Annotated in this window: 23 protein-coding genes; 12 read left to right on the top strand and 11 right to left on the bottom strand. The window is 59.5% G+C overall.

What is annotated here, in order from left to right; translation table 11 throughout:
* Nucleotides 1-186: 186 nt before the first annotated feature.
* The 5 genes from F6R97_RS29265 to tpx form a co-directional block, all read right to left on the bottom strand.
* Nucleotides 187-1680 carry an efflux transporter outer membrane subunit gene (locus tag F6R97_RS29265; protein WP_048397650.1) on the bottom strand — a complete coding sequence of 498 codons (1494 nt, stop codon included), beginning with the start codon at nt 1678-1680 and terminating at the stop codon, nt 187-189.
* Entirely contained in the window at nt 1677-4784 is a 3108-nt protein-coding gene (locus tag F6R97_RS29260; protein WP_315867550.1) for an efflux RND transporter permease subunit, read from the bottom strand. The genes F6R97_RS29265 and F6R97_RS29260 overlap by 4 nt, the downstream gene beginning before the upstream one ends.
* Nucleotides 4781-7885, bottom strand: coding sequence for an MdtB/MuxB family multidrug efflux RND transporter permease subunit (locus F6R97_RS29255; protein WP_315867549.1), 3105 nt, complete (start codon nt 7883-7885; stop codon nt 4781-4783). Before F6R97_RS29255 ends, F6R97_RS29260 begins: the two co-directional genes overlap by 4 nt.
* A complete protein-coding gene (locus tag F6R97_RS29250) occupies nt 7882-9198 on the bottom strand; it encodes an MdtA/MuxA family multidrug efflux RND transporter periplasmic adaptor subunit (RefSeq protein ID WP_315867548.1) in 1317 nt (438 codons plus the stop codon). The genes F6R97_RS29255 and F6R97_RS29250 overlap by 4 nt, the downstream gene beginning before the upstream one ends.
* Nucleotides 9199-9364: 166 nt before the next feature.
* Nucleotides 9365-9865, bottom strand: coding sequence for a thiol peroxidase (gene tpx, locus F6R97_RS29245; RefSeq protein WP_038983540.1), 501 nt, complete (start codon nt 9863-9865; stop codon nt 9365-9367).
* 255 nt (nt 9866-10120) lie between these two features.
* On the opposite strand from tpx, the gene F6R97_RS29240 reads away from it, so the two are divergent.
* Nucleotides 10121-10546 carry a YciI family protein gene (locus tag F6R97_RS29240; protein WP_038983541.1) on the top strand — a complete coding sequence of 142 codons (426 nt, stop codon included), beginning with the start codon at nt 10121-10123 and terminating at the stop codon, nt 10544-10546.
* 152 nt (nt 10547-10698) lie between these two features.
* On the opposite strand, the gene F6R97_RS29235 is transcribed toward F6R97_RS29240, so the two are convergent.
* The 4 genes from F6R97_RS29235 to F6R97_RS29220 form a co-directional block, all read right to left on the bottom strand.
* A complete protein-coding gene (locus tag F6R97_RS29235; RefSeq protein ID WP_038983542.1) occupies nt 10699-11370 on the bottom strand; it encodes a DUF3313 domain-containing protein in 672 nt (223 codons plus the stop codon).
* Between the two features lie 175 nt (nt 11371-11545).
* A complete protein-coding gene (locus F6R97_RS29230; RefSeq protein ID WP_038983544.1) occupies nt 11546-12514 on the bottom strand; it encodes a hypothetical protein in 969 nt (322 codons plus the stop codon).
* Between the two features lie 207 nt (nt 12515-12721).
* Nucleotides 12722-13216: a DUF934 domain-containing protein gene (locus tag F6R97_RS29225; RefSeq protein WP_315867547.1), complete on the bottom strand. Its 495-nt coding sequence runs from the start codon at nt 13214-13216 to the stop codon at nt 12722-12724.
* A complete protein-coding gene (locus F6R97_RS29220) occupies nt 13213-14886 on the bottom strand; it encodes a nitrite/sulfite reductase (protein ID WP_315867546.1) in 1674 nt (557 codons plus the stop codon). Before F6R97_RS29220 ends, F6R97_RS29225 begins: the two co-directional genes overlap by 4 nt.
* A gap of 432 nt (nt 14887-15318) precedes the next feature.
* Here F6R97_RS29220 and ccoN point away from each other — a divergent pair, with 432 nt between their 5' ends.
* Both ccoN and F6R97_RS29210 read left to right on the top strand, forming a co-directional pair.
* Nucleotides 15319-16746, top strand: coding sequence for a cytochrome-c oxidase, cbb3-type subunit I (ccoN, locus tag F6R97_RS29215; protein ID WP_315867545.1), 1428 nt, complete (start codon nt 15319-15321; stop codon nt 16744-16746).
* A 15-nt stretch (nt 16747-16761) separates the two neighbouring features.
* Nucleotides 16762-16983, top strand: coding sequence for a cbb3-type cytochrome c oxidase subunit 3 (locus F6R97_RS29210; protein WP_315867544.1), 222 nt, complete (start codon nt 16762-16764; stop codon nt 16981-16983).
* Nucleotides 16984-17109: 126 nt separating this feature from the next.
* Here the strand turns inward: F6R97_RS29210 and F6R97_RS29205 are convergent, their stop codons facing one another.
* A complete protein-coding gene (locus tag F6R97_RS29205; RefSeq protein ID WP_315867543.1) occupies nt 17110-17604 on the bottom strand; it encodes a hypothetical protein in 495 nt (164 codons plus the stop codon).
* A 240-nt stretch (nt 17605-17844) separates the two neighbouring features.
* On the opposite strand from F6R97_RS29205, the gene F6R97_RS29200 reads away from it, so the two are divergent.
* From F6R97_RS29200 to F6R97_RS29185, 4 genes are all read left to right on the top strand, one after another.
* Complete coding sequence (locus F6R97_RS29200; RefSeq protein ID WP_315867542.1) at nt 17845-19227, top strand: hypothetical protein; 1383 nt, start codon at nt 17845-17847, stop codon at nt 19225-19227.
* 87 nt (nt 19228-19314) lie between these two features.
* Nucleotides 19315-20247, top strand: a complete 933-nt coding sequence (locus F6R97_RS29195) for a hypothetical protein (protein WP_038983549.1) — start codon at nt 19315-19317, stop codon at nt 20245-20247.
* A gap of 70 nt (nt 20248-20317) precedes the next feature.
* Entirely contained in the window at nt 20318-20713 is a 396-nt protein-coding gene (locus tag F6R97_RS29190; RefSeq protein ID WP_174160150.1) for a DUF2599 domain-containing protein, read from the top strand.
* 116 nt (nt 20714-20829) lie between these two features.
* Nucleotides 20830-21522 carry an aspartate/glutamate racemase family protein gene (locus F6R97_RS29185; RefSeq protein ID WP_315867541.1) on the top strand — a complete coding sequence of 231 codons (693 nt, stop codon included), beginning with the start codon at nt 20830-20832 and terminating at the stop codon, nt 21520-21522.
* A gap of 1 nt (nt 21523) precedes the next feature.
* Here the strand turns inward: F6R97_RS29185 and F6R97_RS29180 are convergent, their stop codons facing one another.
* Nucleotides 21524-22045 carry a GNAT family N-acetyltransferase gene (locus F6R97_RS29180; RefSeq protein WP_048397632.1) on the bottom strand — a complete coding sequence of 174 codons (522 nt, stop codon included), beginning with the start codon at nt 22043-22045 and terminating at the stop codon, nt 21524-21526.
* Between the two features lie 536 nt (nt 22046-22581).
* Between F6R97_RS29180 and F6R97_RS29175 the strand changes: the two genes are divergently transcribed.
* From F6R97_RS29175 to F6R97_RS29155, 5 genes are all read left to right on the top strand, one after another.
* Nucleotides 22582-22866, top strand: coding sequence for a DUF3077 domain-containing protein (locus F6R97_RS29175; RefSeq protein ID WP_048397630.1), 285 nt, complete (start codon nt 22582-22584; stop codon nt 22864-22866).
* Nucleotides 22863-23129, top strand: coding sequence for a hypothetical protein (locus F6R97_RS29170; protein ID WP_048397628.1), 267 nt, complete (start codon nt 22863-22865; stop codon nt 23127-23129). Before F6R97_RS29175 ends, F6R97_RS29170 begins: the two co-directional genes overlap by 4 nt.
* A gap of 206 nt (nt 23130-23335) precedes the next feature.
* Entirely contained in the window at nt 23336-24130 is a 795-nt protein-coding gene (locus tag F6R97_RS29165; RefSeq protein ID WP_235375781.1) for a hypothetical protein, read from the top strand.
* Entirely contained in the window at nt 24088-25404 is a 1317-nt protein-coding gene (locus F6R97_RS29160; RefSeq protein WP_315867540.1) for an MFS transporter, read from the top strand. The genes F6R97_RS29165 and F6R97_RS29160 overlap by 43 nt, the downstream gene beginning before the upstream one ends.
* On the top strand, nt 25397-26428 hold the full coding sequence (locus F6R97_RS29155) for a fatty acid desaturase family protein (RefSeq protein ID WP_315867539.1): 1032 nt from the start codon (nt 25397-25399) through the stop codon (nt 26426-26428). The genes F6R97_RS29160 and F6R97_RS29155 overlap by 8 nt, the downstream gene beginning before the upstream one ends.
* Nucleotides 26429-26431 lie beyond the last annotated feature (3 nt).

The raw sequence follows: 26431 nt of genomic DNA, 5'->3' as shown, positions 1-26431 counted from the left end.
TCATCAATAGGCCATCAAGGCGATGTGGCGAGGGGGCTTGCCCCCGTTGGGTCGCGAAGCGGCCCCCTACATTTTTCAGATATACCGAGTTGCCTGGACTTACGACTGCTTCGCAGCCGAACGGGGGCAAGCCCCCTCGCCACAACAGCTCTCACCACAGCAAACTCCCTCACCACAGGGGTTACGCTATTCCTTTTCGCTCACCTGAAGCTGCCCATCCCACCCGCCGCCCAGTGCGGCGATCAATTGCACGCTGGCGATCAAGCGGCTCTGCAGCAAACTCAGCACGTTGCGCTCGTTGCTCAACGCCGTGGCCTGAACCACCACCACATCCAGATAAGCAATCACCCCGGCCTTGTACTGATTCTGGGTCAACCGCAGGGATTCGCGCGCCGCATCCAGTGCTTCCTGACGAACCTTGGCCTCGTCTTCCAGCACCTTGAGCTGCACCAGATAGTTTTCCACTTCACGGAAGCCGTCGAGCACAGTCTGGCGGTACTTGGCGACGGTCTCGTCATAGGCCGCTTCGCTGCGATCGACTTCCGCCGAGCGCTGCCCACCGTCGAACAGGGTCATGGCCAGTTGCGGGCCGACCGACCAGAAGCGGTTCGGCACACTGATCCAGTTGTTAGAGGTGCTGCTGCTATAACCGCCGTTCAGGCTCAGGGTCAGGTCCGGGTAGTAGGCAGCTTTGGCCACGCCGATGTTGGCGTTGGCGGCCATCACCGAGCGCTCGGCGGAGGCGATGTCCGGGCGGCGCTCCAGCAATTGCGAAGGCAGGCTCAGCGGCACCTGCGGCAATGCCGGGATGTCTTTGGTTTCAGCCAGGCTGAACTCGGCTGGCGGCAGACCAATCAGTACCGCGATGGCATTCTCGAACTGCGCGCGCTGCCAGATCAGGTCGACCATCTCCGCCTGAGTACTTTTGAGCTGAGTGGTGGCCTGGGCCACCGCGTCCTTGCCGGAGACACCGGCGCGGTACTGGTTTTCGGTCATTTTCAGCGAGCGCTGATAGGCCTCGACTGTCGCCTCCAAAAGACGTTTCTGTTCGTCGATCACCCGCAATTGCAGATAGTTCTGCACCAGCTCCGATTGCTGGCTCAGGCGCATCGCCGCCAGGTCGGCAAAACTCGCCTCGGCGTTGGCCGTGTCCGCTTCCAGGCCTCGGCGCAATTTGCCCCAGACGTCCGCTTCCCAACTGACCCCGGCCTGCGCCGTGTAAGTGTCGCGAATACCACTGGAGGAGCTGCTCAGGCTCGAGCTGCTGCTACCAGTGCCCTGGCTGGAGCGGGTTTTCCCGACGGTCAGGTCCACCGTCGGGAAAAACGCACCCCGGGCGCTGCGCACCAAGGCCTGAGCCTGGCGGTACTGGGCTTCGGACTGGGCGACGGTCTGGTTGGCGCTGTTGAGTTTTTCGATCAGGCCGTTGAGCTGCTGATCGCCATACAGCTCCCACCAGGCACCGCGCGCCAAAGAATCGCTGGGATTGGCCTGACGCCAGCCAGCCGCTTCCTTGTACTGTGCTGGCGCGGCAGCTTGCGGGCGCTGGTAATCCGGACCGATGGCGCAGGCACTGAGCATCGCCACGCACAGCGACAGGCTCAGCAAACGCGAGCGCTGCGCCTTGAACAGCGCCGTGATCAGCGGTGCAACCAGATTGATAAGCGAACGGTCAGTCATAGCGGAGTTTCCAGAGCAGCATCGGTACGCACCCCACGCCAGTGGTTGAAGCGATGGCGCAGTTTGTCGAGATAGAGGTAAACCACCGGGGTGGTGTAAAGGGTCAGCACCTGGCTGAAGACCAGCCCGCCGATGATGGTCAGGCCCAGCGGCTGACGCATTTCCGCCCCTTCGGCACGACTCAGCAACAACGGCAAGGCGCCGAGGATCGCCGCCAGGGTGGTCATCAGAATCGGCCGCAGCCGTTGCAGGCAGGCGCTACGGATTGATTCCAGCGGCTCCAGGCCCTGGTGCCGTTCCAGTTGCAGCGCCAGGTCGATCATCAGAATCGCGTTTTTCTTCACCACGCCGATCAGCAGGAACAGCCCAAGCAAGGAGATCAGGCTGAACTCGCCGCCCAGCACGTAGATCGACAGCAACGCTCCGACCCCGGCCGATGGCAAGGTCGAGAGAATGGTCAGCGGGTGGATGTAGCTTTCATACAGCACACCCAACACCAGATACACCGCCACCAGCGCGCCGAGAATCATCCACGGCTGGCTCTTCTGGGTGGCGGCGAACGCATCGGCGGTACCGGCCATTTTCGCAATCACGTCTTCCGGCAAGCCGACCTTGGCAATCGCCCGCTCGATGGCCGCCGAGCCCTGCTCCACCGTCACGCCTTCGGCCATGTCGAAGGCGATGCTTTCCGAAGCGAACTGGCCTTCGTGGCTGACCCGGTCGTCTTCCAGGCTGTTTTCATAGTGAGCGATGGTCGACAGCGGAATCCGCGCGCCGTCGGCAGTGATCACCTGCACCTGCTTGAGCGTGATCGGGTCCTGGGCGTATTTCGGGTTGACCTCCATCACCACCTGATACTGGTTGAGGCTGTCGTAGATCGTCGAAATCTGCCGCTGGCTGTAGGCGTTGTTCAACACCGCGGTGACCATGTCCATGTCCACGCCCAGACGCTTGGCCTGATCGCGATCGACGATCAGGGTCACTTGCGGGGCGCCCCGGCCTTCGCGCGCGTCAATCGCCGTCAGCTCCGGCAGCGCCTTGAGGGCGGTGACGACTTTCGGATACCACTCACGCAACGCGCCGAGATCGCCGCTTTGCAGGATGTAGGAATATTGCGAGGAGGTCTGCTCGCGACCGCCGCCAAATTGCAGGTCCTGATCGGCCATCAGCATCAACTGCGCACCGGGAACCTTGGGCATTTCCTTGCGCAGGCGCTCGATGACTTTCTGCGCGGACAGGTTGCGTTCATTGATCGGCTTCAGCCGCACCAGCATGAAGGCGTTGTTGGTGCCGTTGCTGCCACCGATGAACCCGGCGACGCTTTGCACCGCCTCGTCCTTGAGCACGGCGCGGCGGAAGATTTCCATCTTCGGCTGCATCACGCTGAACGACAGGCTGTCGTCGCCGCGCACGAAACCGATCAACTGGCCGGTGTCCTGCTGGGGTAGAAATGTTTTAGGAACAACGACATACAGCGCGATATTCACGCCAATCGTCACGATCAGGCTGAGCAAGGTCAACCGGCGGTGACGCAGCACCCAGTCCAGGCTGGTGGCGTATTTGCCGACCATCCACTCGTTGGTCCGCTGGCTCCAGCGTTGCAAACGGTTTTCCTGCCCCGGCGTATGCGGCTTGAGCCAGCGCGCGCAGAGCATCGGCGTCAGGGTCAGCGACACCAGCAGCGACACCACGATCGCAGCCGCGAGGGTGATGGAAAACTCGCGGAACAGGCTTTCGATGATCCCGCCCATGAACAGGATCGACAGGAACACCGCCACCAGCGAAACGTTCATCGACAGCAGTGTGAAGCCGACTTCCTGAGCCCCGAGGTACGCAGCCTTCATCGGCGGCACGCCCTTGTCGATGTGCCGGGAAATGTTCTCCAGCACCACGATGGCGTCGTCCACCACCAGCCCGGTGGCCAGGATCAGCGCCATCAGCGACAGGTTGTTCAAGGAGAACCCGTAGAGGTACATCACCGCAAACGTGCCCACCAGCGACACCGGCACCGCCAGGGTCGGAATCAGCGAGGCACGGAAATTACCGAGGAACAGGAACACCACCAGAATCACCAGCACCACGGCAATCAGCAGGGTCATTTCCGCTTCGTGCAGGGTGGCCTTGATCACCGGCGAACGGTCCATCGCCAGGTTCAGCTTGACGCTGGCCGGCAGCACGGCCTGCAGCGCCGGCAACTGCGCCTTGATTTCGTTGACCGTCTCGATGATGTTGGCGCCGGCCTGGCGGTTGATCACCAGCAATACCGCCGCGTCATCGTTGAAGAAGCCGCTGTTGTAGCGGTCCTCGACGCCGTCACTGACCTTGGCCACATCCTTCAGGCGCAGGGCCGCGCCGTCCGCGTAGTGAATGATCAGCGACTCGTAATCCTTGGCTTTTTCCAGTTGATCGTTGGCCTGCACCTGCCACAGCCGCTGGCCATCTTCGACCGAGCCCTTGGGTCGGCGCACGTTGGCGTTGGCGATGGTGTTGCGCACGTCGTCCAGCGCCACGCCGTACTGGTTGAGCGCCTGGGGTTCGAGTTCGATGCGCACCGCCGGCAACGAACTGCCACCGATCTGCACTTCACCGACGCCCTGCACCTGCGACAGGCTCTGGGACAAAATGGTCGAGGCCAAGTCATAGAGCTGGCCTTTTTCCAGCACATCCGAGGTCAGCGACAACACCATGATTGGTGCTTGAGACGGATTGACCTTCTTGTAGGTGGGCATACTGCGCATGCCGCTCGGCAGCAAATTGCGCGAGGCATTGATCGCCGCCTGCACTTCCCGCGCCGCGCCGTTGATGTCGCGGTCCAGGTCGAACTGCAGAATCACCCGTGTCGAGCCTTGGCTGGAACGGCTGCTCATGGTGTTGACCCCGGCGATGGCGCCGAAGGAACGTTCAAGCGGCGTGGCCACGGTCGAGGCCATGACCTCCGGGCTTGCACCGGGCAAACTGGCCTGGACCACGATCACCGGGAAGTCCATTTGCGGCAGTGGCGAGACCGGCAACAGGCCGAAGCTCACGCCGCCCAGCAGCATGATCGCCAGGCTCAGCAACATCGTCGCGACCGGGCGCTTGATGAAAGGTCCGGACAGGTTCATGGCTGCTCTACCGGTTCCACGGACTCGGACTTACGGCCCCAGCGCCGCCCGAGGCGGTCGAAGTACAAGTAAATGACGGGGGTGGTAAACAGCGTCAGCACCTGACTCACCAACAAGCCACCGACCATCACCAGACCCAAAGGCTGGCGCAATTCCGCGCCGGAACCGGTGGCCAGCATCAACGGCACCGCGCCGAACAACGCGGCCAAGGTGGTCATCAGAATCGGCCGGAAGCGCAACAGCGCTGCCTGATAGATCGCGGTTTGCGGGTCCATGCCTTGGTTGCGTTCCGCCTCGAGGGCGAAGTCGATCATCATGATCGCGTTCTTTTTCACGATACCGATCAGCAGGATGATGCCGATGATCGCGATCATCCCCAGGTCATTGCCGCTCAGCAGCAACGCCAGCAAGGCGCCGACTGCCGCCGAGGGCAAGGTCGAAAGAATGGTGATCGGGTGAATGTAGCTCTCGTAGAGCACGCCGAGCACGATGTACATGGTCACCACCGCCGCCAGAATCAGCAGCAAGGTGCTCGACAGCGACGCCTGGAACGCTTCGGCCGCGCCCTGGAACTGGGTCTGCACGCCGATTGGCATGCCGATGTCTTTCTGCACCTGATCGATGATCTCCACCGCATGCCCCAGCGCCACGCCGGGTGCCAGGTTGAAGGACATCATCACCGCCGGGAACTGGCCGATGTGAGTGATCGCCAGTTGCGCCTGACGCTCCTCGACATGCGCCAGGCTGGACAGGCGCACCTGACCGCCATCGGTGGTCTTGACGTGAATCTGGTTCAGCGCATCCGGGCCGATCTTCTCGCCGGACTGCGACTGCAGTACCACGCGGTATTGGCTGGCCTGGGTGTAAATGGTGGAAATCTGCCGCTGACCGAAGGCGTCGTACAGCGCGTCGGTGATGTTCGACACCGATACGCCGACCCGCGACGCTGCATCGCGGTCGATCACCAGATAAACCTGCAAGCCCTTGTCCTGCAAATCGCTGGCGACGTCGGTCAGCTCCGGCCGTTGCGCCAGCGCTTCTACCAGACGCCCGCTCCACAGGCTGAGCAGCTCGGCATCCGGCGACGACATGCTGAACTGGTACTGCGTGCGGCTGACCCGATCTTCGATGGTCAGGTCCTGCACCGGCTGCATGAACAGGCGAATGCCGATCAGCTTGTCCAGCTCCGGTTGCAGACGCGCAATCACTTCGGTGGCACTCAGGTCGCGATTGCTATGGGATTTGAGGTTGATTAGCAGCCGGCCGCTGTTCAGCGTCGAGTTGTCGCCATCGACCCCGATGTAGGACGACAGGCTTTCGACCGCCGGATCGGCGAGGATCACCTTGGCCAGTTCCTGCTGCCGCTCGCGCATCGCCGCGAAGGAAATCGACTGTGGCGCCTCGGAAATACCCTGGATCACCCCGGTGTCCTGCACCGGAAAGAAACCCTTGGGCACCACCATGTACAGGAACACGGTCAATGCCAGCGTGCCGATGGCTACCAGCAGGGTCAGCGGTTGGTGCTTGAGAACCCACTTTAACTTGCGCCCGTAAGCCGCGATCATCCAATCAATTGCGGCGCCACTGGAGCGGTAAAACCGGCCCTGTTCTGCTTCCTTGGGTTCACGCTTGAGCAGCCGCGCGCACATCATTGGCGTCAGGGTCAGGGAGACGACAAGGGAAATCAGGATCGCCACCGCCAGAGTGATCGCAAACTCGCGGAACAAGCGCCCCACCACGTCGGCCATGAACAGCAGCGGAATCAGTACCGCAATCAGCGACAGCGTCAGGGAAATCAGGGTGAAGCCAATCTGCTTGGCGCCCTTGAGCGCGGCTTGCAGCGGGCTGTCACCCTCTTCGATATATCGGGAAATGTTCTCCAGCATGACGATCGCATCGTCCACCACAAAACCGGTGGCGATGGTCAGCGCCATCAGGGTCAGGTTATTGACCGAGAACCCCGCGAGGTACATCACGCCGAATGTGCCGATCAACGACAGCGGCACGGCCACCGACGGAATGATCGTGGCGCTGGCCCGCCGCAGGAACAGGAACGTGACCATCACCACCAGCGCGATGGCGATCAGCAGTTCGTGTTGCACGTCGGTGACCGAGGCACGAATGGTCTGGGTGCGGTCGGTGAGCACCGTGACGTCGAGACCGGCCGGCAGGTTGTCGGTGATACTCGGCAGCAAGGCCTTGATCCGGTCGACCACTTCGATGACGTTGGCGCCGGGCTGACGCTGGATGTTCAGCAGCACCGCCTGGTTTTCATTGGCCCACGCCGCCAGACGTTCGTTTTCGGCACCGTCGACGATCTCTGCCACGTCCTTGAGCCGCAACGGCGCGCCGTTGCTGTAGGCGAGGATCAGGTTGGCGTAGTCCTTGGGTGACGTCAGTTGGTCGTTGGCGTCGAGCATCGACACCCGGGTCGGGCCGTCGAAGTTGCCCTTGGGCTGGTTGACGTTGGAGGCGCCGATCAGGGTGCGCACGTCCGACAGGTTCAGGCCATTGGCCGCCAGGGCCTCGGGGTTGACCTTGATCCGCACGGCCTGACGCTGGCCGCCGGCAATGCTGACCATGCCGACGCCGCTGATCTGGGCGATTTTTTGCGCCATGCGCGTGTCGACCAAATCATTGAGCTTGGGCAACAGCATGGTCTTGGAGGTGATGGCCAGGGTCAGCACCGGGGTGTCCGCCGGGTTGACCTTGTTGTACACCGGCGGTGCCGGCAGGTCTTTGGGCAGCAAATTGGTCGCGGCGTTGATCGCGGCCTGCACCTGCTGCTCAGCGACGTCCATGTTGATGTCGAGGCTGAACCGCAGGGTCAGCACCGAAGCGCCGCCAGAACTGGTGGACGCCATCTGGGTCAGGCCGGGCATCTGCCCGAACTGACGCTCCAGTGGCGCAGTCACGGCGCTGGTCATGACATCCGGGCTGGCGCCGGGATAGAGCGTCATGACGCGAATGGTCGGGTAGTCGACCTGGGGCAATGCCGACACCGGCAGCAGCCGATAGGCGATCACGCCGGCCAGAATAATCGCCAGCATGCTCAGGGTCGTGGCGACCGGGCGAAGGATGAACAGCCGCGAGATGTTCATGCGCCGCCCTTTTTCACCTTGTCGGTGGCCGTCGCGTCAGGTGCAGTGGCGGCCGACTTGCCTTGCAGGTGTTCGGTCGGGGTGGTCGGCACATCCTTGCTGTCGTTGACGACTTCCACTTCGCTGCCTTCTTTCAGGCGGTCGGTGCCTTCAAGGACCACCCGATCACCAGCGGCCAGGCCTTCGGTGACCACCGTGTTGTCACCGTCACTGGCGCCGACTTTCAACTGGCGGATAGTGACCTTCTTGTCGCCGTCCATGGCATAGACGAACGTGCCGTTGGTGCCGAACTGGATCGCCGCCGAGGGTGCAAGCACCACGTCTTTGAGGGTGTCGGCCAGCAGGTGGACGTTGACGAATTGATTAGGGAACAGCGCTTGATCGCGATTCTCGTAACGGGCCTTGAATTTCAGGGTGCCGGTGGTGACGTCGATCTGGTTGTCCAGGCTCTGCAACACGCCAGTGGCCTGCAGTTTGGTGTCGCCACGATCCCAGGCTTCGGCGGGCAGCTTGGCGCCGGTGCGATAGCGAGCCAGCACGGTCTCCAGGCTGTTTTCCGGCAAGGTGAACGCCACGCTGATCGGTTGAGTCTGGGTGATGATCACCAGCGCCGTGGTGTCGTTGGCCGCCACAAGGTTACCGACGTCCAGCTGACGCAAGCCCACACGCCCGGCGATCGGCGCGCGAATTTTGGTGAATTCCAGGTTGAGCTTGGCGTCATTGACCGCCGCCTGATTGGTCTTGACCGTGCCCAGGTACTGGCCGACCAATGCTTCGGCGGTGTCCAGGGTTTGCTTGGCGATACTGTCTTCGCGGTACAGGCCGCGATAACGATCAACATCGACTTGGGCATTCTTCAGTTGTGCCTGATTCTGCAGCAAGGTGCCTTCGGCCTGGAGCAAGGCGTTCTGGTAAGGACGTGGATCGATCTCGGCCAGCAGGTCGCCCGCCTTGACCATCTGCCCTTCTTCGAACGAAATCTTGATCAACTCACCGCCAACGCGGCTGCGCACATTGATGGTGTTCAGCGCGGTCACGGTGCCCAGCGCCTTGTAATACAGCGGGAAATCGCCTTTGACCGCCGGCGCCACGCGCACCGGCACCGGCCCGCTCGCCCCGCCGAATCCCGGACGCATCCCCCCTGACCGGCCTGTATGCCCGGCAACGGCTTTCTGCCCCGCGCCCTCTTTCGGGCTGCTGCCGGCGGGCCAGAATTTCCAGCACAGGCCGGCGATGACCAACAGGACAAGCAGGCCGAACAGCCAGCGACGAGGATTGCGGGAAGCGGAGGATTGCATGGAATGATCAACCATTGGGCGCGTGAGCTTTTTCTACGGGAGGCTGAACGATAAGCACTGATGGGTATTAAGCAAAGCGCCTTTACCGGCAATTTACCTTTGGCTTACGTTGGCTAAAACACTGAAGCACAAATGAAAACGGCCTGGACAGGGCCAGGCCGTTAACAATTGTAAACTTCGCTTACTTCAGAACGGCGAGTGCTGCGTCGTAGTTCGGTTCTTCAGCGATTTCCTTGACCAGTTCGCTGTGCAGGACCTTGTCGTTTTCGTCCAGCACCACGACGGCACGAGCGGTCAGGCCTTTGAGTGGGCCATCGGCAATCGCTACGCCGTAGTTCTCGATGAACTCGGCACCGCGCAGGGTCGACAGGTTCTGGACGTTTTCCAGACCTTCGGCGCCGCAGAAACGAGCCTGGGCGAACGGCAGGTCAGCGGAGATGCACAGCACGACGGTGTTGGCGATGTCATTGGCCTGGGCGTTGAACTTGCGCACGGAGGTAGCGCAGGTCGGAGTGTCCACACTTGGGAAGATGTTCAGCACTTTGCGCTTGCCGGCGAAGCTCGCCAGGGTCACGTCGGACAGATTGCCGGCAACCAGGGAAAAGGCTGGCGCCTGAGAACCGGCTTGTGGCAGTTGGCCGTTGACTTGAACCGGGTTGCCTTTAAGAGTGACTTGAGCCATGAACGGAGTCCTTCTGAACGTTGATGTGGAGAATTTTGACGAGGCCGAAGTTAACCACGAAATCGCCTGACGACCTATGCCCAGATACAAATTGTGATATGTCGTCGCACAAAACTGGATACACGTTTCAATAAAACTTACTAACACTGCATAAGCTTGTGGGAGCGAGGCGATTTTCCATTGGCCGCGTTGTCGATTTGGCCCGTCGCTATTCGACTAGACAGCGAGTCACTCAAATCCAGCGGAGACAAGACCATGCGATTCATGATCATTGTGAAAGCCAGCCCGGATTCCGAGGCCGGTGTGATGCCCAGCGAAGAACTGATGACCGCGATGGGCAATTTCAACGAGGAACTGGCCAAGGCCGGCATTCTTATCGATTGCGACGGCCTGCAGCCCAGCAGCAAAGGCGCCCGCGTACGTTTTTCGGGTGACCAGCGCACGGTGATCGACGGCCCGTTCGCCGCAACCAAGGAGCTGATCGCCGGCTATTGGCTGTGGCAGGTGAAGTCGAAAGAGGAAGCGATCGAGTGGGTCAAGCGCTGCCCCAACCCGATGCCGGGTACAGAGGCCGAGATCGAGATTCGCCAGGTGTACGAGGCCGAAGACTTTGGTGCCGAGTTCACACCGCAGTTGCGCGAGCAGGAAGAACGAGTGCGTGCGCAGGCGAAGAAGCTCTGAAGCACACCTGATACACCTCCTACGCCTGAACGACCGCTTTCGCGAGCAAGCCCGCTCCCACATTTGATCTGCTGTGAACACACTATTCGTGAACACTGGAGATCGAATGTGGGAGCGGGCTTGCTCGCGAAGAGGCCCTCAGCCCCGCCGCATTACTTGGACTTGAGCTTCAGATACGACTGATGCAGATCCGACGCCCAGCCATCGATCACGTTTTTCACATCATTGGGCTTCATCACCTGATCTACGTTTTCCAGCGGTTTGCCGGTGCCCTTGCGCACGACTTGGGCGATGACTTTGTTGTTGCCGCCATCGAGAAACACCGCTTCGGTGGCCAGATCGGTTTCCTGGTCGCGAATGCCGGTCGCAGTGCTGACTGCCGCCGCCACCAGGGCAATCGGGATGACTTCATAAGGCTTGAGGCCTTCGGTCTTGCTACTGACGGCAGTGATCGCCGCACGCACCACCATAACGCCAGGGCCAGGGCCGGAGGCCAATGGCAGGGATTTACCCACTTCGCGTTTGAGCGCCTGATCGTAGTAACTGGTGATGCCGTTCAGTGTGGTCTGAGGGATTTTCACCGTCGGTTGTGGTTTGGGATAAAGCTGAGTCGGCTCGATGTAGACACTGGTGAATTTATTGACATCGAGCTTGGGGTCCATCCAGCGCATCACCACGGCGCCTGATGGCGACTTGGCTTCCTTGAGCTGACTGTAGTCCTTGAGAAAGCCGGAATACTGGTCGGGCTCAACGACTTTGCTGGAGCAACCCACCACCCCGATAGAGGCGATGCACAGTGTGCTCATCATTAACGCAAGCTTCATGCTTGTAACTCCTGTCAGAAGGCCGGGCAACAATATTGCGTAGGGGAATTACAGGTATAGCCAATGCTCGGCGTTTTGTTATCAAAACATACAATATTCATCTATTGCCGTAGCCGTTGAAGTGATCGCGGCAATATTCAAAGGCCCCTTCGCGGACAAGCCTCGCTCTACAGAATCACCAAGAAGACCCGCTTTTCGCGGCCAACTCCCGCCGACTATTGGCCCGCATCGCCTTGATCAGCGACACCGTGCCCACCAGGATAATCACCGCGGCAAACAGGAAGTCGATGGTGTACAGCTGGAAGTCGTTCAATGGCCCCACCAGAAACACCCGGATCGCACCGATACTCACCAACGTCGCGAGAAAATCGATGCCCGGCTCGTCGCGATAAAACACATGCAGCAGCGGCAGGCACATCACCAGCAACAACAGCAGCACAATCACCTTGAACGAGCCCTTGCGCTCGACGCTGAATGCGCATTCGTTGGCGCTGTAGGGCTTGTAGTCTTCCTCGCGAATCAACGAATTCTTCTCGTTGATGTACTCGACGCGGTTGTACTTCTGGATCGGCGTAAAGGTGTTGGACATCTCCATGCTCGTGGTGATGTTCCTGAACTTCAGGTCGATGCGTTCGTTGCCCTTGAGGTAGTACAGCACCGGTTTGTAGCCGTAACGATAGGTGTCGAACGGAAAGTCCGTCGACCGCCCCTGGACGCCGATGGGTCTGGACTCAAGTTCCGCGTAGGCACTTTTGTTGGTCGAAGACAGGTTGCGGCTCAGGGGTTTGATCTTGACCTGTTCCATGAGAATCGGCGCAATGCCGTAGGACCACTGCATGGGCTCCATGCGCAGCCGCAGTTCGTTGCGGCCCAGGTCATAACGATCAAAGGTTCGCTCGGAGACGATCACCGCGCCCGAGAGCATGAACTCGCCATGAACGTTGTTGGTGATGTGCAGCGACAGTCGGTCCTTGCCCGAGCCGGTGGCATCGCTGGCCGGCGGCGTGCCACACCAGGCGTAGCTGCTGAACGTCTCCCCGAGTTGGCCGTTACGGTTCTCTTTGAACACATAAAAGTAACTGCCCCACAGGGCCGCCATCAGTAACAGCGCCATCAGCCCTAAAATCTTCTTGCCCACGCTCAAACCAGACTCCTTTCTTTTGCTGACTCCTTATGAGGCGCGGACTCTACCAAAATGCCATCATTGGCCCAAGCAAAAATACCCAGGCAAGAGAGATCCCTGTGGGAGCGAGGCTTGCCCGCGAAGAACGATGACGCGTAATACCTGAAAAACCGCGGTGTATTCTTCGCGGGCAAGCCACGCTCCCACAGGATTTTCGTCGCTCAAAATTCAGCGCCGTCTGAACAACGGCCGCGGCTCAATCACCGAGCGCCCATAAAGCACGCTCATCCCGGCCAATCCCTTCAGCGCATCTTCGGCGGATTTGTCTTCGCGCACGGCAAAGCTGTCGAAACCGCATTGGCGCATGTGGCTGAGTTGATCGCGCAGTACATCGCCAATCGCGCGTAATTCGCCTTGCCAACCGAAACGCGTACGCAGCAGATAGGCTTGGCTGTAGGCGCGTCCGTCGCGAAAACTCGGGAAGTCCAGGGCAATCAGCGGCAGGTCGGGAAACCACGGAGTCAGGTTTGTCACTTCGTCATTGGGACCCAGCCAGACGCCTTCGAGCGCTGATGTCCTGTCGGCATTCAGGGCCAGCCACTGGGGTAGCGGCAATATCAGCGGCCCGGCCGGCAACTCATTCGTTGCTTCACGAATCAACTGCCACGGGTCATCGCGCACCCACTCGGCGCCGCCGTCTTGCAAACGCAGCAGATTGTTCATGCCGACACCTCCAGCATTTTCGGGTACACCCGCTCCTTGAACGGCTCCAGACCGATGCGTGCCAAGGTATCGACGAACAGCTCCTCGCTCTCCCGGTAGCGGACAAACGTACCGATGATCCGCTCGATTACCTCGGGCACTTCGGCGGCGCTGAAGGACGGGCCGATGACCTTGCCCAATGCACTGTTCTTGCCCTGGGCGCCACCGAGGGTGATCTGGTACCACTCGCTGCCGTTCTTATCGACGCCAAGAATGCCGATGTTGCCGATGTGGTGGTGGCCGCAGGCGTTCATGCAACCGGAGATATTCAGGCTGATGTCGCCCAGGTCATGCAGGTAATCCAGATCCTCGAAGCGCGCCTGAATCGCTTGTGCAATGGGGATTGATTTGGCGTTGGCCAGCGCGCAAAAGTCGCCGCCCGGGCAAGCGATGATGTCGGTCAGCAAGCCGATGTTGGCGCATCCAAGGCCTTGCTCGCAGGCCAGGCACCACAGTGGGTAAAGGTCGGCCTTGGGCACATCCGGCAGGACGATGTTCTGTTCATGGGCGATGCGGATCTCGCCGAAACCAAACTGCTCGGACCACTGGGCCACCGCTTCCATTTGCTCGGCCGTGACATCCCCCGGTGGCGCGGCGATGCCCGGTTTGGTCGACAGCACCACGCTGGCGTAACCCGGCACCTTATGCGGCTGAACGTTGCGCGTCACCCAACGGGCGAACGCCGGGTTCTCGGCCAGGCGTGTGCCGAAGTCCAGGTCGGTGCCGGCCAGTGAACGGTAATCGGGGGGCACGAAGGCACTGGCGACACGCTCATATTCGACGTCGGTCAACTGTGCCGGACCGTTCTTGAGGTACTGCCATTCCTCCTCCACTTCTTTGGCGAAGGCTTCGATACCCAAGGCTTTGACCAGAATCTTGATCCGCGCCTTGTACTTGTTATCGCGCCGCCCGTGGCGGTTATAGACCCGCAGCACCGCCTCGACGTAGGACAGCAGATGCTGCCACGGCAAACCTTCGCGAATCTGCAAACCGAGGATCGGCGTGCGTCCCAAGCCGCCGCCAACGATCACCCGCAAGAGCATTTGCCCGCTGTCATCGCGATAAAGATAAAGGCCGATGTCATGCATCATGATCGCCGCGCGGTCCTGCTTCGCCGAGCAGATGGCGATTTTGAACTTGCGCGGCAGGAACAGGAATTCCGGGTTGATGGTCGACCATTGACGCAGGATCTCCGCCAGCGGGCGCGGGTCCATCAACTCGTCCGCCGCGACGCCGGCGAAGGCTTCGGTGGTGATGTTGCGCACGCAGTTGCCGGAGGTCTGGATCGCATGCATTTCCACCTCGGCCAGGCGTTCGAGGATGTCCGGTACCTGAGCCAGTTCGATCCAGTTGAACTGCATGTTCTGCCGGGTGGTGAAGTGGCCGTAGCCACGATCGTAGTCCCGCGCAATGCTCGCCAGAATGCGCATTTGCTTCGCACTCAGCGTGCCGTAGGGAATCGCCACGCGCAGCATGTAGGCATGCTTTTGCATGTACAGGCCGTTCTGCAGACGCAAGGGCAGGAATTCTTCTTCGCTCAAATCGCCTGCCATGAAGCGTTCGACCTGATCACGAAACTGCGCAACACGCTCGAACACCAGGGCCCGGTCATAGTCGTCGTACTGATACATGTAGCTGCCACCTCATCAGGATTATCGGGCTCTGTGGCTAATGCCAGTCAGTAAGGTGCAAAACCTGTGGGAGCGGGCTTGCTCGCGAAGAGGCCGTCACATTCAACATTACCGGTGACTGACACTCCGTCTTCGCGAGCAAGCCCGCTCCCACAAGGATTGCGGTGTTCAATTCCTTAACTGGTCGGCATCAGGCTCTGCGGCTCGTTCTTGAGGTGGCGACTATGCACCGGCAGCGCAGCACGTTACAGATTCAGCTGCACACTAAAAAACCGTATCAGAACGCGGCCTATGGCCTCAGGCCCGCATTGCATCTGATCCGCATAAACTCGGTTTTTCTGAGTCTGTTTTGTTTGCGGCAGGGTTTCTACAGTTCATGGCATGCCAGACCGGGTGGCCTGGCAAGTCTTTGCAACCGTGGAAGAACTGACCATGAGCACAGCAACAATCGGACAAGCCTATAACTACAAGGTCGTTCGCCAATTCGTCGTGGCAACCATCGTCTGGGGTGTCGTCGGGATGGCGATGGGGGTATGGATCGCCTCGCAACTGGTCTGGCCCGAGATGAACCTCGACCTGCCGTGGACCACCTTCGGCCGCCTGCGTCCGCTGCACACCAGCCTGGTGATTTTCGGCTTTGCCGGCAGCGCGCAATTCGCCGCCAGCTACTACGCGGTGCAACGCACCTGCCAGGTGCGGCTGTACTCCGACAAGCTCGCCGCGTTCACCTTCTGGGGCTGGCAATCGGTGATCGTGGTCATGCTGATCACCCTGCCGCTGGGCTATACCACCACCAAGGAATACGCCGAGATCGAATTCTCCGGCGCGGTGTGGATGACGGTGGTCTGGGTCGCTTACGCCATCGTGTTCTTCACCACCGTGGTGCAACGCAAGACCAAACACATCTACGTCGGCAACTGGTTTTTCGGTGCGTTCATCGTGGTGATCGCCATGCTGCACGTGGTCAATCACCTGTCGATTCCGGTGGACTGGTTCAAGTCGTATCCAGTGTATTCCGGGGCCACCGACGCTATGGTGCAGTGGTGGTATGGCCACAACGCGGTAGGTTTTTTCCTGACCACCGGCTTCCTCGGGATGATGTATTACTTCGTGCCGAAACAGGTTGGGCGGCCGGTGTATTCCTATCGGTTGTCGATCGTGCATTTCTGGGCGCTGATCACCCTGTACATCTGGGCCGGTCCGCACCACTTGCACTACACCGCGCTGCCAGACTGGGCGCAGTCACTGGGCATGGCAATGTCGCTGATTCTGTTGGCGCCGAGCTGGGGCGGGATGATCAACGGCATGATGACGTTGTCGGGCGCCTGGCATAAGTTGCGTACCGACCCGATCCTGCGCTTTCTGGTGCTGTCATTGGCCTTCTACGGCATGTCGACCTTCGAAGGGCCGATGATGGCGATCAAAACGGTCAACGCCCTCTCTCACTACACCGACTGGACCATCGGCCACGTTCACGCCGGGGCCTTGGGCTGGGTGGCGATGATCACGTTTGGTGCCATCTACCACATGGTCCCGAAAGTCTTCGGCCGCCCGCAGATGCACAGCATCGGCCTGATCAACGCGCACTTCTGGCTGGCGACCATCGGCACCGTGCTGTACATCGCCTCGATGTGGGTCAACGGCATCACCCAGGGTTTGATGTGGCGCGCGATCAACGACGACGGCACGCTGACCTACTCCTTCGTCGAAGCCTTGCAAGCCAGTCACCCGGGGTTTGTGGTGCGCTTTGTAGGCGGAGTGTTCTTCCTCAGCGGCATGTTGCTGATGGCCTACAACACCTGGCGCACGGTGCGTGTGGCGAATGTGCAAATGGCTGAACTTGAAGCGCAGATTGCCTGAGGCAAGGAGCCGGACATGATCGAGATGGGGTTGAATCTATTGGGTGTTTTGGGGCTTTGGTTGGCGGTCGAGTACTGCCTGAAACACCAGACCGCCGAAAGCCTGGACGATGCCAGCCTGATTCCGTTCGCCGATGACCCCGAAGTGGCGCGGCGGGTGGAATTGGCCACGGGCAAGAAAGTGAACGCGGTGGCACCGCAAGAGCTGAAGCCGGGTTGGGGCAACCTCGAAATCTAATGCAGCACCAATGATCGTTCCCACGCTCTGCGTGGGAATGCAGCCCGGGACGCTCTGCGTCCCATTGGAACGCGGAGCGTCCCTTGAGGCATTCCCACGCAGAGCGTGGGAACGATAATCACCGGGTCAGCCGCGCTCGCGGGGAATCAGGCCCTGCAGCTGCTGCGCCAGAAAATTCGCATCAAAGGCAAAGACGTCCGGGTCTTTCAAGCCATTGGTCTTGCGCCACTGCCAATCGCTGGACGGTGGCAGGCACACCAGCGAAATGCTGCCATAGCGCGCCGCGGTCAAGCCCATCACGGCGAGGGAAATCTGCCCTCCCGCACCCATCACGTCCGGCACAAACTCCACCGGTTTCCCGGCGATGACGATGCTCAGCTTCTCGGTCTTGAACGTCGACGTTTCCGCCGGAACGCTCGGCCCGGACGCGACATACGCCTCGCGGCTCACTTCCAACAGATTCGGCGTCAGGACCGGTGCCAGCCACTGCTGGATCTGATCGAACAACTCACCAATGCGCGTCGCCCACACGGCCGATTGCGACTCAAACAGTTGCTTCTTGTGTGCTTCGCTATCTGCGTAGTGGCGAAGCATCTCACCTAGTTGCTGTACGTCATCCATTGCGGTGTTCCTTTGGTTGAAGCGGTGCTGCGGACTTTGAGCATGGCAGATGCCGACAGCTTCCGTACGACAAAGGTGCGAACGGCTACAGAGGCTCGGCCGATGAGCGCGACGAACGGTCGTGTTTTGCCTGCTTTTCAGGGTTTTACCTGTCAGATCTGTCAGTTGCGGGGCATGACAATCCGGGTATTAGATAAACCTTGTCCGCAAAGCCCACATCACGATCAAGGAAGGCGAGCCATGAGTAGCCAGGAAGACGTCGGGGTTTTAAATATTGATAAGGTGATCATCACCGGGTTGACGATTCCGGTTATCCATCCTGACCCGGACGTTACGGGAGGCCTGGCACTTTCTCTAATCGTCAATTCGGTGGTGAAAGTGCTAATCGATCCCTGGCTCAATCAATCCGCTGACGACAGAGCAGAGCTCCTGATCAATGAGGAGCCCACAGCGGTGGCCACCAAAACCATCAATCCGGGTGAGGAGAACAAACGGTTCACGATGGATCTGCCGGCTGCTTTTCTGCGAAACGGCATCAACCGGATTCGCTTGAGAGTCACACGTGTCAGTCAGGAACCTGAGACATCAGCCGATCTTGTGGTTCTTTATCACACACCCCGCCCGGGGGGCGAAGTGGTGGGCTCCGGAGACAACCCCAATCTCCTGATGACGCTTCCCGCGGATGTCATCGACAAAGGAGTGGATGCCGCTCGCGCCGCGCAAGGGGTGGACGTCACGCTGAGCTACGTCCATATGCGCGAACACGACAAAATCACGCTGGATTGTGATGGTCACCTGGTTTTGCACACCGTGACGGCTGCCCAGGCCGCAGCCGACACCGTCGTACTGAAGCTGTTCGCCGATGACTTCTGGCAAGACAACCAAGAATTCGCCCTGAAATTCAGGGTGGTCGATCAAATCGGTAACTCCTCCGGTCCTCTGGCGATCTGGTCGTCAACCACCGTTATCGATGTGCATATCCGCAAACCGGTGCTGGATCTGTTGCCGCCCAAAGTGCTGGAAGCCAAGGACTCCAACGGCACCGTGTTGAATTTTGTGCGGGACTTTTATGAGGCCCAATTCGCCACGGTCGAGGTGAACTACATCGGATCGGCTCCGGGGCAAACGGTGAAGGTGTATTGGCTTGGCCGCAACAGCACCTATGGCAGCGAGATCCAGACGGTAGCCGTCGCCGGGGAGACGCTGAGATTTTTAGTGCCTCGACTGGAAGTGGTCGACTGCATCGGTAAGGAGGCAAGAATCTGGTACACCGTGAGACTGCCCAATACCACCCAAGACCGTCCCTCCAGGGAGCTGAACATCACGGTCACCCCACAAAGTCTGAGCCTTGGAGAGCCTACCCTCAACGCCGACAAGACCAATCTCAGAACCCCCTACCCATCACTGGTCGGCCAATACTCGGTGCGCATGGCCTTTTTCGGCGTCAACACGTATTACGGTCCGGAAGTCCCGATCACGCAAGCCTCCTATACCAATCACTCCGTGCCACGGGCTTGGCTGGATGAAAACCGAGGGAAAACCGTCATGTTCAATTTCACCCTGAGAAAAACAGGTGCTGGCGAACCGATTATCTTTTCGTGGTGCCTCAGGCTGATTCCGTAACAGCTTAGATCTCAACGACACCTGACTGACATTCAATGTCTCAAAGTGCCCGAACAAAGTGCTGTCTTAATGGACAAGGGAGCTGTCATGCAAAAAATAATCGGTTCTTTGCTAATCGCGTTGCTGGTCGGTTGCACTCAGGTCACCCCACAACCGCCAAGTGAAGTGGGAGCGATCAACAATGTACAGACCCTGAACGGCCCCACCATCGCCACCCAATTGAACACGCTGTACAACCGCAAATTTCCCAACTGCAACAAGTCAGACTCACAGCCTGCGTTTCTGTGTTCGGGTGTGACCCTCAGGGTGACGGTAAAAGACCCCAACAATACTTATAAAGTCTGGGATCCCAGCCCTGCCTCAGTCAAAAATGGCGGAGTGGCATTCTCCTATCTCCGGGCGGATTCCAATTTTGGCCGACTCGCCTGGGGGCACGGTAACGGCTATATCGTGTATCCGATCTTCGAAGCGCCTACAGACAAGTATGATCTGGATTACCTGTGCGCCTACCCTTATGACGCATGGACCTGGACCCGCAATGCCAACGCTGTCTGCGTCGCCCACCCTACTTATCCGGATCAAAGTCAGATCTGCCATAACGCTGGGGTAACCAGCGCAGAACAATGGCTCGCCGTCTGGAATATTCCTGGAGGAAACCCCAACCAGCGCCAATGCGGGTTCGACGTATCGGATGACCGCAACGCATTAGCAGGCCCGGCCTTCTATCAATCCATACGCGCCAGAGGCCTGGCCGGGGTGACGGGGTACAACGAACATAACGAAATTCTGATCAAGACCTGGAGTTTTCGCGACCCCAACAAGTTCCCGATCATGGCGTTTTTCTATATTTACGGTGGTACCAACGCCGGCCTTGCCGAAGCTCGATACAACCAACAGGACTTCTATAACTCGACTAACCCGAAAGTCGTTGTACCGATTATTCGGCTGATACCTGCCGACAGTGCTGGTGGAAATTCCAGTTTTGCCTACGCTCCGGCGGATCAGGTGGTGACTCAATGAACACCCTACTGTGGCGCACGCTCGGCAAGGTCCTGAGGATTCTCTCTTATTCGCTAATGGGGTCGGTTTAATGTTGAGTATCAACTCGCCCCTTTATGCACAAACAGCAACAGAACCCCCTGACAGCTACATTCTTACCGTGGAACGCTGTGTGAAATATGTCGAAAGTGCGCAATGGGTTTATCGGGACTATCAGTGGTCGTTTTCCATCACGCCCACACCCTGTGCGCGGCGGACACAACCGGAAGGGACAGCCTTCCTGTTGGACGAACTTTCCCGTGACTATTCCAATAGCCACTACTGGAAAAATAACCATGGCATGCGCCACCAACTGATTTGTCATCTAGCGATTGCACGAGATAAACCACAGTGGAACCTGGAGCCGTGGCGACCTGATGTGGGATATGCGCAAACTTTGGCTGCCGGCTGCAACCATGTCGTCCCGCTGCCTGAAAAGGCACCATGACACTTCACCAAAACTTGAGCATTACAGTTGATTTATCGCTGGTGCCCGCCATCGAACAAATGGAAACTCGCTTCAGGCCTGGCCTATCAACACAGGCCATAGCCTGAGGAAATCCAATGCGCACCATCGGCCTTATCGGCGGCATGAGCTGGGAGTCCAGCGCCGAGTATTACCGTCTCATCAACCAGCAGGTACGCGATCGCCTCGGGCCGTTGCGTTCGTCGAAATTGCTGATGTACAGCGTCGACTTCGGCCCTGTCGAACAGGCCCAGCATGCCGGGCGCTGGGACGATGCGGCGGCGATTCTGGTGGATGCAGCCCTGCGCCTGGAAGCGGGTGGCGCCGAGTGCGTGGTGCTGTGTACCAACACCATGCACAAGGTGGCCGGGCAGATTCAGGCAGCGATCGATATTCCGTTCCTGCACATTGCCGACCCGGCCGGTCAGGCGGCACTGGAAACCGGTGCTCTGCGGGTGGGTTTGCTCGGCACTGCGTTCACCATGGAGCAGGACTTTCTCAAGGCACGTCTGACGGCCAAGGGCCTGACGGTGCTGGTGCCGGAAGCCGAGGAGCGCCAAGCCGTGCACCGGATCATCTATGACGAGTTGTGCGTCGGGGTGATCAGCGAGGCCTCGCGCCAGGTCTATCAACGGGTGATCGAATCGCTGACCGAGCGCGGCGCCCAGGCGATCATCCTCGGCTGCACCGAAATCGGCCTGCTGATAAAGCCCGAGCACAGCGCCCTGCCCTTGCTCGACACCACCGAACTGCATGCGCAGGCGGCGGTGGCGTTTGCTTTGGGCGACTGACTCAGTCTGCCTTGAGCGTGCGACGCAGGCGCGCCATGCTCAGGGTATCGACCAGTCGGCCGTCACGCACGGCGTAATCGCGGAACAGGCCTTCGGTCTCGAAGCCGAATTTTTGGTACAACCCAATAGCTGCTTCGTTGTCGGCGTACACCGACAGTTCGACCCGTTGCAGGTTCATCCAGTTGTCGGCGACATCGAGTGCTGCTGCCAGCAATTTCGAACCGACGCCCTTGCCCTGCCACGCCACTGCGACGCCCATGCCGAGGTTGCCGGCGTGGCTGCGGCGGATTCGCGAAAACTGCTCAAGCCCAATGTTGCCGATGACCGACCCCTGATGCAGCGCCACCAGTTGCACCACTCGTTCATTGTCCGGCGCCAGGCGTTTGCGCCAGACCTCGGTGGACTGAAACGGCATTTGCAGCACCTGACGGGTGATCGCCGGGTCGTTGTAGAGCGCGGTGATGCCCTCGATGTGGGATTCGTTGAAGCGTTCGAGGTGAATGGCGGAGTCGTGGTCGGGCATGGTGAGTCGTCCTTGATCGGGTTGTGGCCGGTCACTCTAAACCGCCGCACCTTCCTCTGCCAGATCCGGCGAATGCATCCTTACTGTAGGAGCTGCCGAAGGCTGCGATCTTTTGACTTTGCTTTTGCTGTACCCGGAAAACACAAGATCAAAAGATCGCAGCCTTCGGCAGCTCCTACGGGGTTGGGGTTGTTTGTTGAGGTTATGAACGAATGGAATTCATACCGGCACAGACCTACACGCAAAGCAGCGCTTCGCCGGTTGACTGCCCTGCCCTCACTCCCTATCCTCGCGCCTGTCACGACTCATTCGTGATCGGGTTTGACGGCTCGGTTGTATCTCTCAGGTCGTATAGTTCCTTAACTTTGCACGCGTACGCTTTCGTCCGCAGCAAAGTGATATGGCAACTGTACGTGGGGCATCTTCGGATGCGCCGGGTGCCTTGAGACCGGTCCGTCAACCTGCGTACAGTTGCCACCCTAATTTCGTTTGACGGCGATCTAGTGGCAGCTCTTATTTTTCTCAGGAGCGACACCATGACCGACCCAACCACAAAATCCACACCCTTCGCCCGCTGCGACCACGTCGATCACCACCTCTTCGCCGTACAACCCGGCATCCCGTTACTCGACGCCCTGGAGCACGCCTCGGTCTACCTCAGCTGCGCCGAAGCCCTCGCCCATCAAGCCCCCACCGCCACCCGCCCGGAACACAGCGCTTCGTTGCGTTGGGCCAGCCAGCAGATGCTCGGCACCGCACGCTCGCTGGTGCAAGCTTCGGTCGACGGTTTACACGCCGCTCAGGCGGGAGGTGACGCATGAATCCGCACATGCCGATGACGCATAACGAAGACAATATTCCAGTGTTGCTGGTGGCCACCCAAGCACCGCTGGATGTACTGCATCGCAGTGCAGCCAGCCGTTTTCTGGCGGTAACGCAGATGATGGAAAGCCTGGCCAGCCTTGATATCACGGGGGCCAAAGGCACCGATGTGCAGCAACTGGCCCATGCGGCGGCGATGTTGCTGCGCGATGGCTGTGATGTGATGGATGTACTGGGGCGGCAGCTACGGGCGCGAGTCTGACGAAAGCCACGCAGATCAAAAGATCGCAGCCTTCGGCAGCTCCTACAGGGATCATGTGAACCCGTCATTGCGCGGGTGTACGCACCCTCTGTAGGAGCTGCCGAAGGCTGCGATCTTTTTTGGCCCGATCATCAGACGTTCACAAAGGCGCAATACATTAGCGCGGATTGATTTCTCGCCCCTTCAATCTGTGAGCCGTATACGTCATGTTGCCTGTTGCCGAGATGGAAGCTGCCTTAAAAAACGGGATTGCAAAGGTCCCTGATCGTTGCGCTGGCAGACATGACGTGGGGGCTTACAGCCCCTCTGATGACCTTGAGATCGAGGTTCGATTTCTGTCGCTGGCGGACATTCCTTCGGTGCTTGAACTTGAGCAAAGGAAATGGCAAGACGATCAGCGCGCCGATGCCTCGATGCTGGCGTCACGGATCGCCTCTTTCCCTGCATTGAGTATCGGCGCTTTTTGCACTCGCACGGGGACTGCACTGGCGTCAGTGTTCATGAAACCTGCCCGGCACGACATCATACGCAAGTGCCCGACGTGGGAAGACTGTGCAAGAAAACAGCACGGCGACGAGTCTGCAAAAACTGGCGTGCTGTTTGGCATCAGCCTGAGCAGCGTTGATCCGAAAGCGGCGCAAGCGATTTTCGAGTTCTTTTGGCCCCATGCGCTGAAGGCGGGATGGTCAGAGGTCTATCTTGGCTCGCCGGTTCCGGGCCTTCGTAACTGGATCTCGAAAAACCCTGACATTCCGGTAGCGCAGTATGTGCGAGGTGAACGCAAGGGCCTGCCGCTGGATCCGCAACTGCGGTATTACTTCAAAAAAGGCTTTCGCAAGATCGTCGCCATCAACGACAACTATTTCCCGCATGAGCCTTCGCTGGATGTCGGCGTGCTGATCGTAGGTAAAGTGCCACTCTCCGGCCTTTCCTTTATATGGAAGCGAGTTCCGCTGACTTGGCTGCAGCGTATGAAAAAACTATTCTTCGTGTGCTTGTGAACGCTTCCCTGGCAGTAGAAAGCGCAGCCCGTCCACTCGCGCGCGACAGACGTTTTTGGCGGCTGCTGACCTGCGCTGCGGCGTCCATGATGGGAGACCAGTTCACCCTCGTCGCCTTTCCCCTGCTGGTCATGGCCATAACGCCAGACCCGATGGCGCTCGGCTGGGCTTTTGCCGCGCTCGCATTACCGCGCGCCTTGTTCCTGTTGGCGGGCGGCTCGCTGGTCGACCGTTTTGGCGCCCGCTCGGTATGGATGTTCGGCTGCTGTTCAAGTGCAATGGCGCTATGCGGCTTGTCCTGGGCGGTTTTTCAAGGCCATGCCACGTTGCCCGTGATCTTTGGATGCGCCGCATTATTGGGGCTGTTCAGCGCGCTCACTTTACCGGCCGGCAGTGCCTTGGTGCCCGGCATTGTGAACCCGCGCGATCTGGAGCAGGCCAACGGCGTCTTTCTTGCGCTCAGACAGGTCACCATGGCCCTGGGCCCGGTCGCCGCCAGTGCGCTCATCGCCAGCGCGTTCTTGCCCTCTGGTGCGCGCTCAGATTCAAACGGCGCGCTGGACGCCTTTGCCATCGCGTTTGCACTCGATGCGCTGACCTTTGCCCTGTCCGCGTTCGGGCTGAGGACTCTGCTTATCCGCAGAGCGACTTCCGCTGATTCCGGCCCCACGGCCTCGGCAGAAGGCCTGCGTTATTTCTTTCAGAATCAGCGGCTTCGTACGTATCTGATCTATATGGCGGCCATGACACTGTTCATGAGCGGCCCCGTACAGATCGCCGTGCCGCTACTGGTTCACATGCGTTTCACCCCTGAGGCGCAAGCCCTGGGCTGGCTACTCGGTGCCCAAGGCGCGGGTACCTTGGTCGGCATGCTGATGTTCACGGCCCACCCGAAACTGCGGATTATCAATTTAGGCACCACCCTGCTCGCAGTGGACGGCGCCATCGCCTTGCTGCTGATGCCGCTGGGATGGGTATATGCCCTCTGGCAAGGCGTGGCACTGCTGTTCGCCATTGGTATCTTCGGCGGCTTTGTGCAGGTCATGGCGTACACCTGGCTGCAGCGAGCATTACCGCCTGCATTGCTCGGTCGCGGCATGAGCCTGTTCATGCTCGTGTTTGCCGGACTCGCGCCGGTCTCGGCAGCGATTTCAGGCTGGGTTTTGCAATTCATCTCCATCGAAGCCGTGTTCGTAGCATCCGGTGTGCTGCTATTGACGACGGTGGCGTTTTTTTACGTTGGCTCGGGCCTTGGGAGGCTGTCGGATGTTTAAGCAAGCAGAGCCATTGGGTAGTGTCCGTAGCAGCTGCCGCCAGGCTGCGTCCGGCCGCGAAGCGGTCGCAAAATCAGGCACTCCGGTATTGCAGGCGAACCGTGCAAGCAGGATTTGCGACTGCTTCGCAGCCGAACGCAGCCTTCGGCAGCTGCTACATTTGGCGGCCTTTCATTCATTGCGCTCCAACATGCCCAGCTATCTGTTCATGGCCCTGTGCGTCTTGAATACGGCGGCGATTGTCTGGCTGGCTGCACACGAGGTGTTCGGATGGCTGGCCATTGCTCCGCTTATAGTGTTTCAGGCGATTCTGATGATCGGGGTTCAGGAGGCCAAACATCAATGTGTGCATCGCCAGTTCCTCGTTGGCACGCGTCTGAACGATGCAGTGGGTGTGTTCACGGCTGCCATTTTCGGCGTCAACTTCGTGGGCTACCGCTGCTTTCACCTCGAACACCATCGCAAAACCTGCCAGGCCGATGATCCCGAAGGGTTGCTGTACCAACAGACATGGCGAACACGCCTGATCAGCCTGTTTGGCGCCGTTGAGCAGTTGTGGGTTGCCGTTTCCATCAATATTTTTTCCCGACGCTACACACCTCCTCATGCGCTCCGGCGCTGGCGCTGGAACAATGCCCTTCTCGCTGTTTTCGTCGCAGCGCTGGCTTTGGGCATCCATGAGGTGCCTCGACAAATCGTATCCGCCTACCTGCTTCCGTATTGCATTTTTGCCTGGCTGGATTTCTGGCTGACCCAGGCCGAGCACTATGGAGTACCGATCTCGGCTCAAGGCTCGCGCCGCGCGCCCTCTGACATCACAACCGATTTATATCTGCCAACGCCACTGTCCTGGCTCGTCCTGCATCGCTCGCTGCACCGCATTCATCATGAGGCGCCGGCGACGCGCTGGTTCCATGCCCACGCTCAATCGAGGGCTCTGGCCGAACGCAAGCCAGGCGGCGTAACGGACCTCCCCACCTTCTTTGCGACCTGGATGCGACTCGGTCCCCGACTCTGGAAGTAAGCC

The organism is Pseudomonas sp. JV414 (assembly GCF_032424305.1).
Taxonomy (GTDB): Bacteria; Pseudomonadota; Gammaproteobacteria; order Pseudomonadales; family Pseudomonadaceae; genus Aquipseudomonas; species Aquipseudomonas lini.
The sequence above is the reverse complement of the archived record's forward strand: the minus strand, read 5'-3'. Positions and strand labels throughout refer to the sequence as shown.

Coding starts and splice junctions, on each gene's coding strand:
- F6R97_RS29265 (WP_048397650.1), bottom strand. CDS start 1,680: ATGACTGACCGTTCGCTTATCAATCTGGTTGCACCGCTGATCACGGCG.
- F6R97_RS29260 (WP_315867550.1), bottom strand. CDS start 4,784: ATGAACCTGTCCGGACCTTTCATCAAGCGCCCGGTCGCGACGATGTTG.
- F6R97_RS29255 (WP_315867549.1), bottom strand. CDS start 7,885: ATGAACATCTCGCGGCTGTTCATCCTTCGCCCGGTCGCCACGACCCTG.
- F6R97_RS29250 (WP_315867548.1), bottom strand. CDS start 9,198: ATGGTTGATCATTCCATGCAATCCTCCGCTTCCCGCAATCCTCGTCGC.
- tpx (WP_038983540.1), bottom strand. CDS start 9,865: ATGGCTCAAGTCACTCTTAAAGGCAACCCGGTTCAAGTCAACGGCCAA.
- F6R97_RS29240 (WP_038983541.1), top strand. CDS start 10,121: ATGCGATTCATGATCATTGTGAAAGCCAGCCCGGATTCCGAGGCCGGT.
- F6R97_RS29235 (WP_038983542.1), bottom strand. CDS start 11,370: ATGAAGCTTGCGTTAATGATGAGCACACTGTGCATCGCCTCTATCGGG.
- F6R97_RS29225 (WP_315867547.1), bottom strand. CDS start 13,216: ATGAACAATCTGCTGCGTTTGCAAGACGGCGGCGCCGAGTGGGTGCGC.
- F6R97_RS29220 (WP_315867546.1), bottom strand. CDS start 14,886: ATGTATCAGTACGACGACTATGACCGGGCCCTGGTGTTCGAGCGTGTT.
- ccoN (WP_315867545.1), top strand. CDS start 15,319: ATGAGCACAGCAACAATCGGACAAGCCTATAACTACAAGGTCGTTCGC.
- F6R97_RS29210 (WP_315867544.1), top strand. CDS start 16,762: ATGATCGAGATGGGGTTGAATCTATTGGGTGTTTTGGGGCTTTGGTTG.
- F6R97_RS29205 (WP_315867543.1), bottom strand. CDS start 17,604: ATGGATGACGTACAGCAACTAGGTGAGATGCTTCGCCACTACGCAGAT.
- F6R97_RS29200 (WP_315867542.1), top strand. CDS start 17,845: ATGAGTAGCCAGGAAGACGTCGGGGTTTTAAATATTGATAAGGTGATC.
- F6R97_RS29195 (WP_038983549.1), top strand. CDS start 19,315: ATGCAAAAAATAATCGGTTCTTTGCTAATCGCGTTGCTGGTCGGTTGC.
- F6R97_RS29190 (WP_174160150.1), top strand. CDS start 20,318: ATGTTGAGTATCAACTCGCCCCTTTATGCACAAACAGCAACAGAACCC.
- F6R97_RS29185 (WP_315867541.1), top strand. CDS start 20,830: ATGCGCACCATCGGCCTTATCGGCGGCATGAGCTGGGAGTCCAGCGCC.
- F6R97_RS29180 (WP_048397632.1), bottom strand. CDS start 22,045: ATGCCCGACCACGACTCCGCCATTCACCTCGAACGCTTCAACGAATCC.
- F6R97_RS29175 (WP_048397630.1), top strand. CDS start 22,582: ATGACCGACCCAACCACAAAATCCACACCCTTCGCCCGCTGCGACCAC.
- F6R97_RS29170 (WP_048397628.1), top strand. CDS start 22,863: ATGAATCCGCACATGCCGATGACGCATAACGAAGACAATATTCCAGTG.
- F6R97_RS29165 (WP_235375781.1), top strand. CDS start 23,336: ATGTTGCCTGTTGCCGAGATGGAAGCTGCCTTAAAAAACGGGATTGCA.
- F6R97_RS29155 (WP_315867539.1), top strand. CDS start 25,397: ATGTTTAAGCAAGCAGAGCCATTGGGTAGTGTCCGTAGCAGCTGCCGC.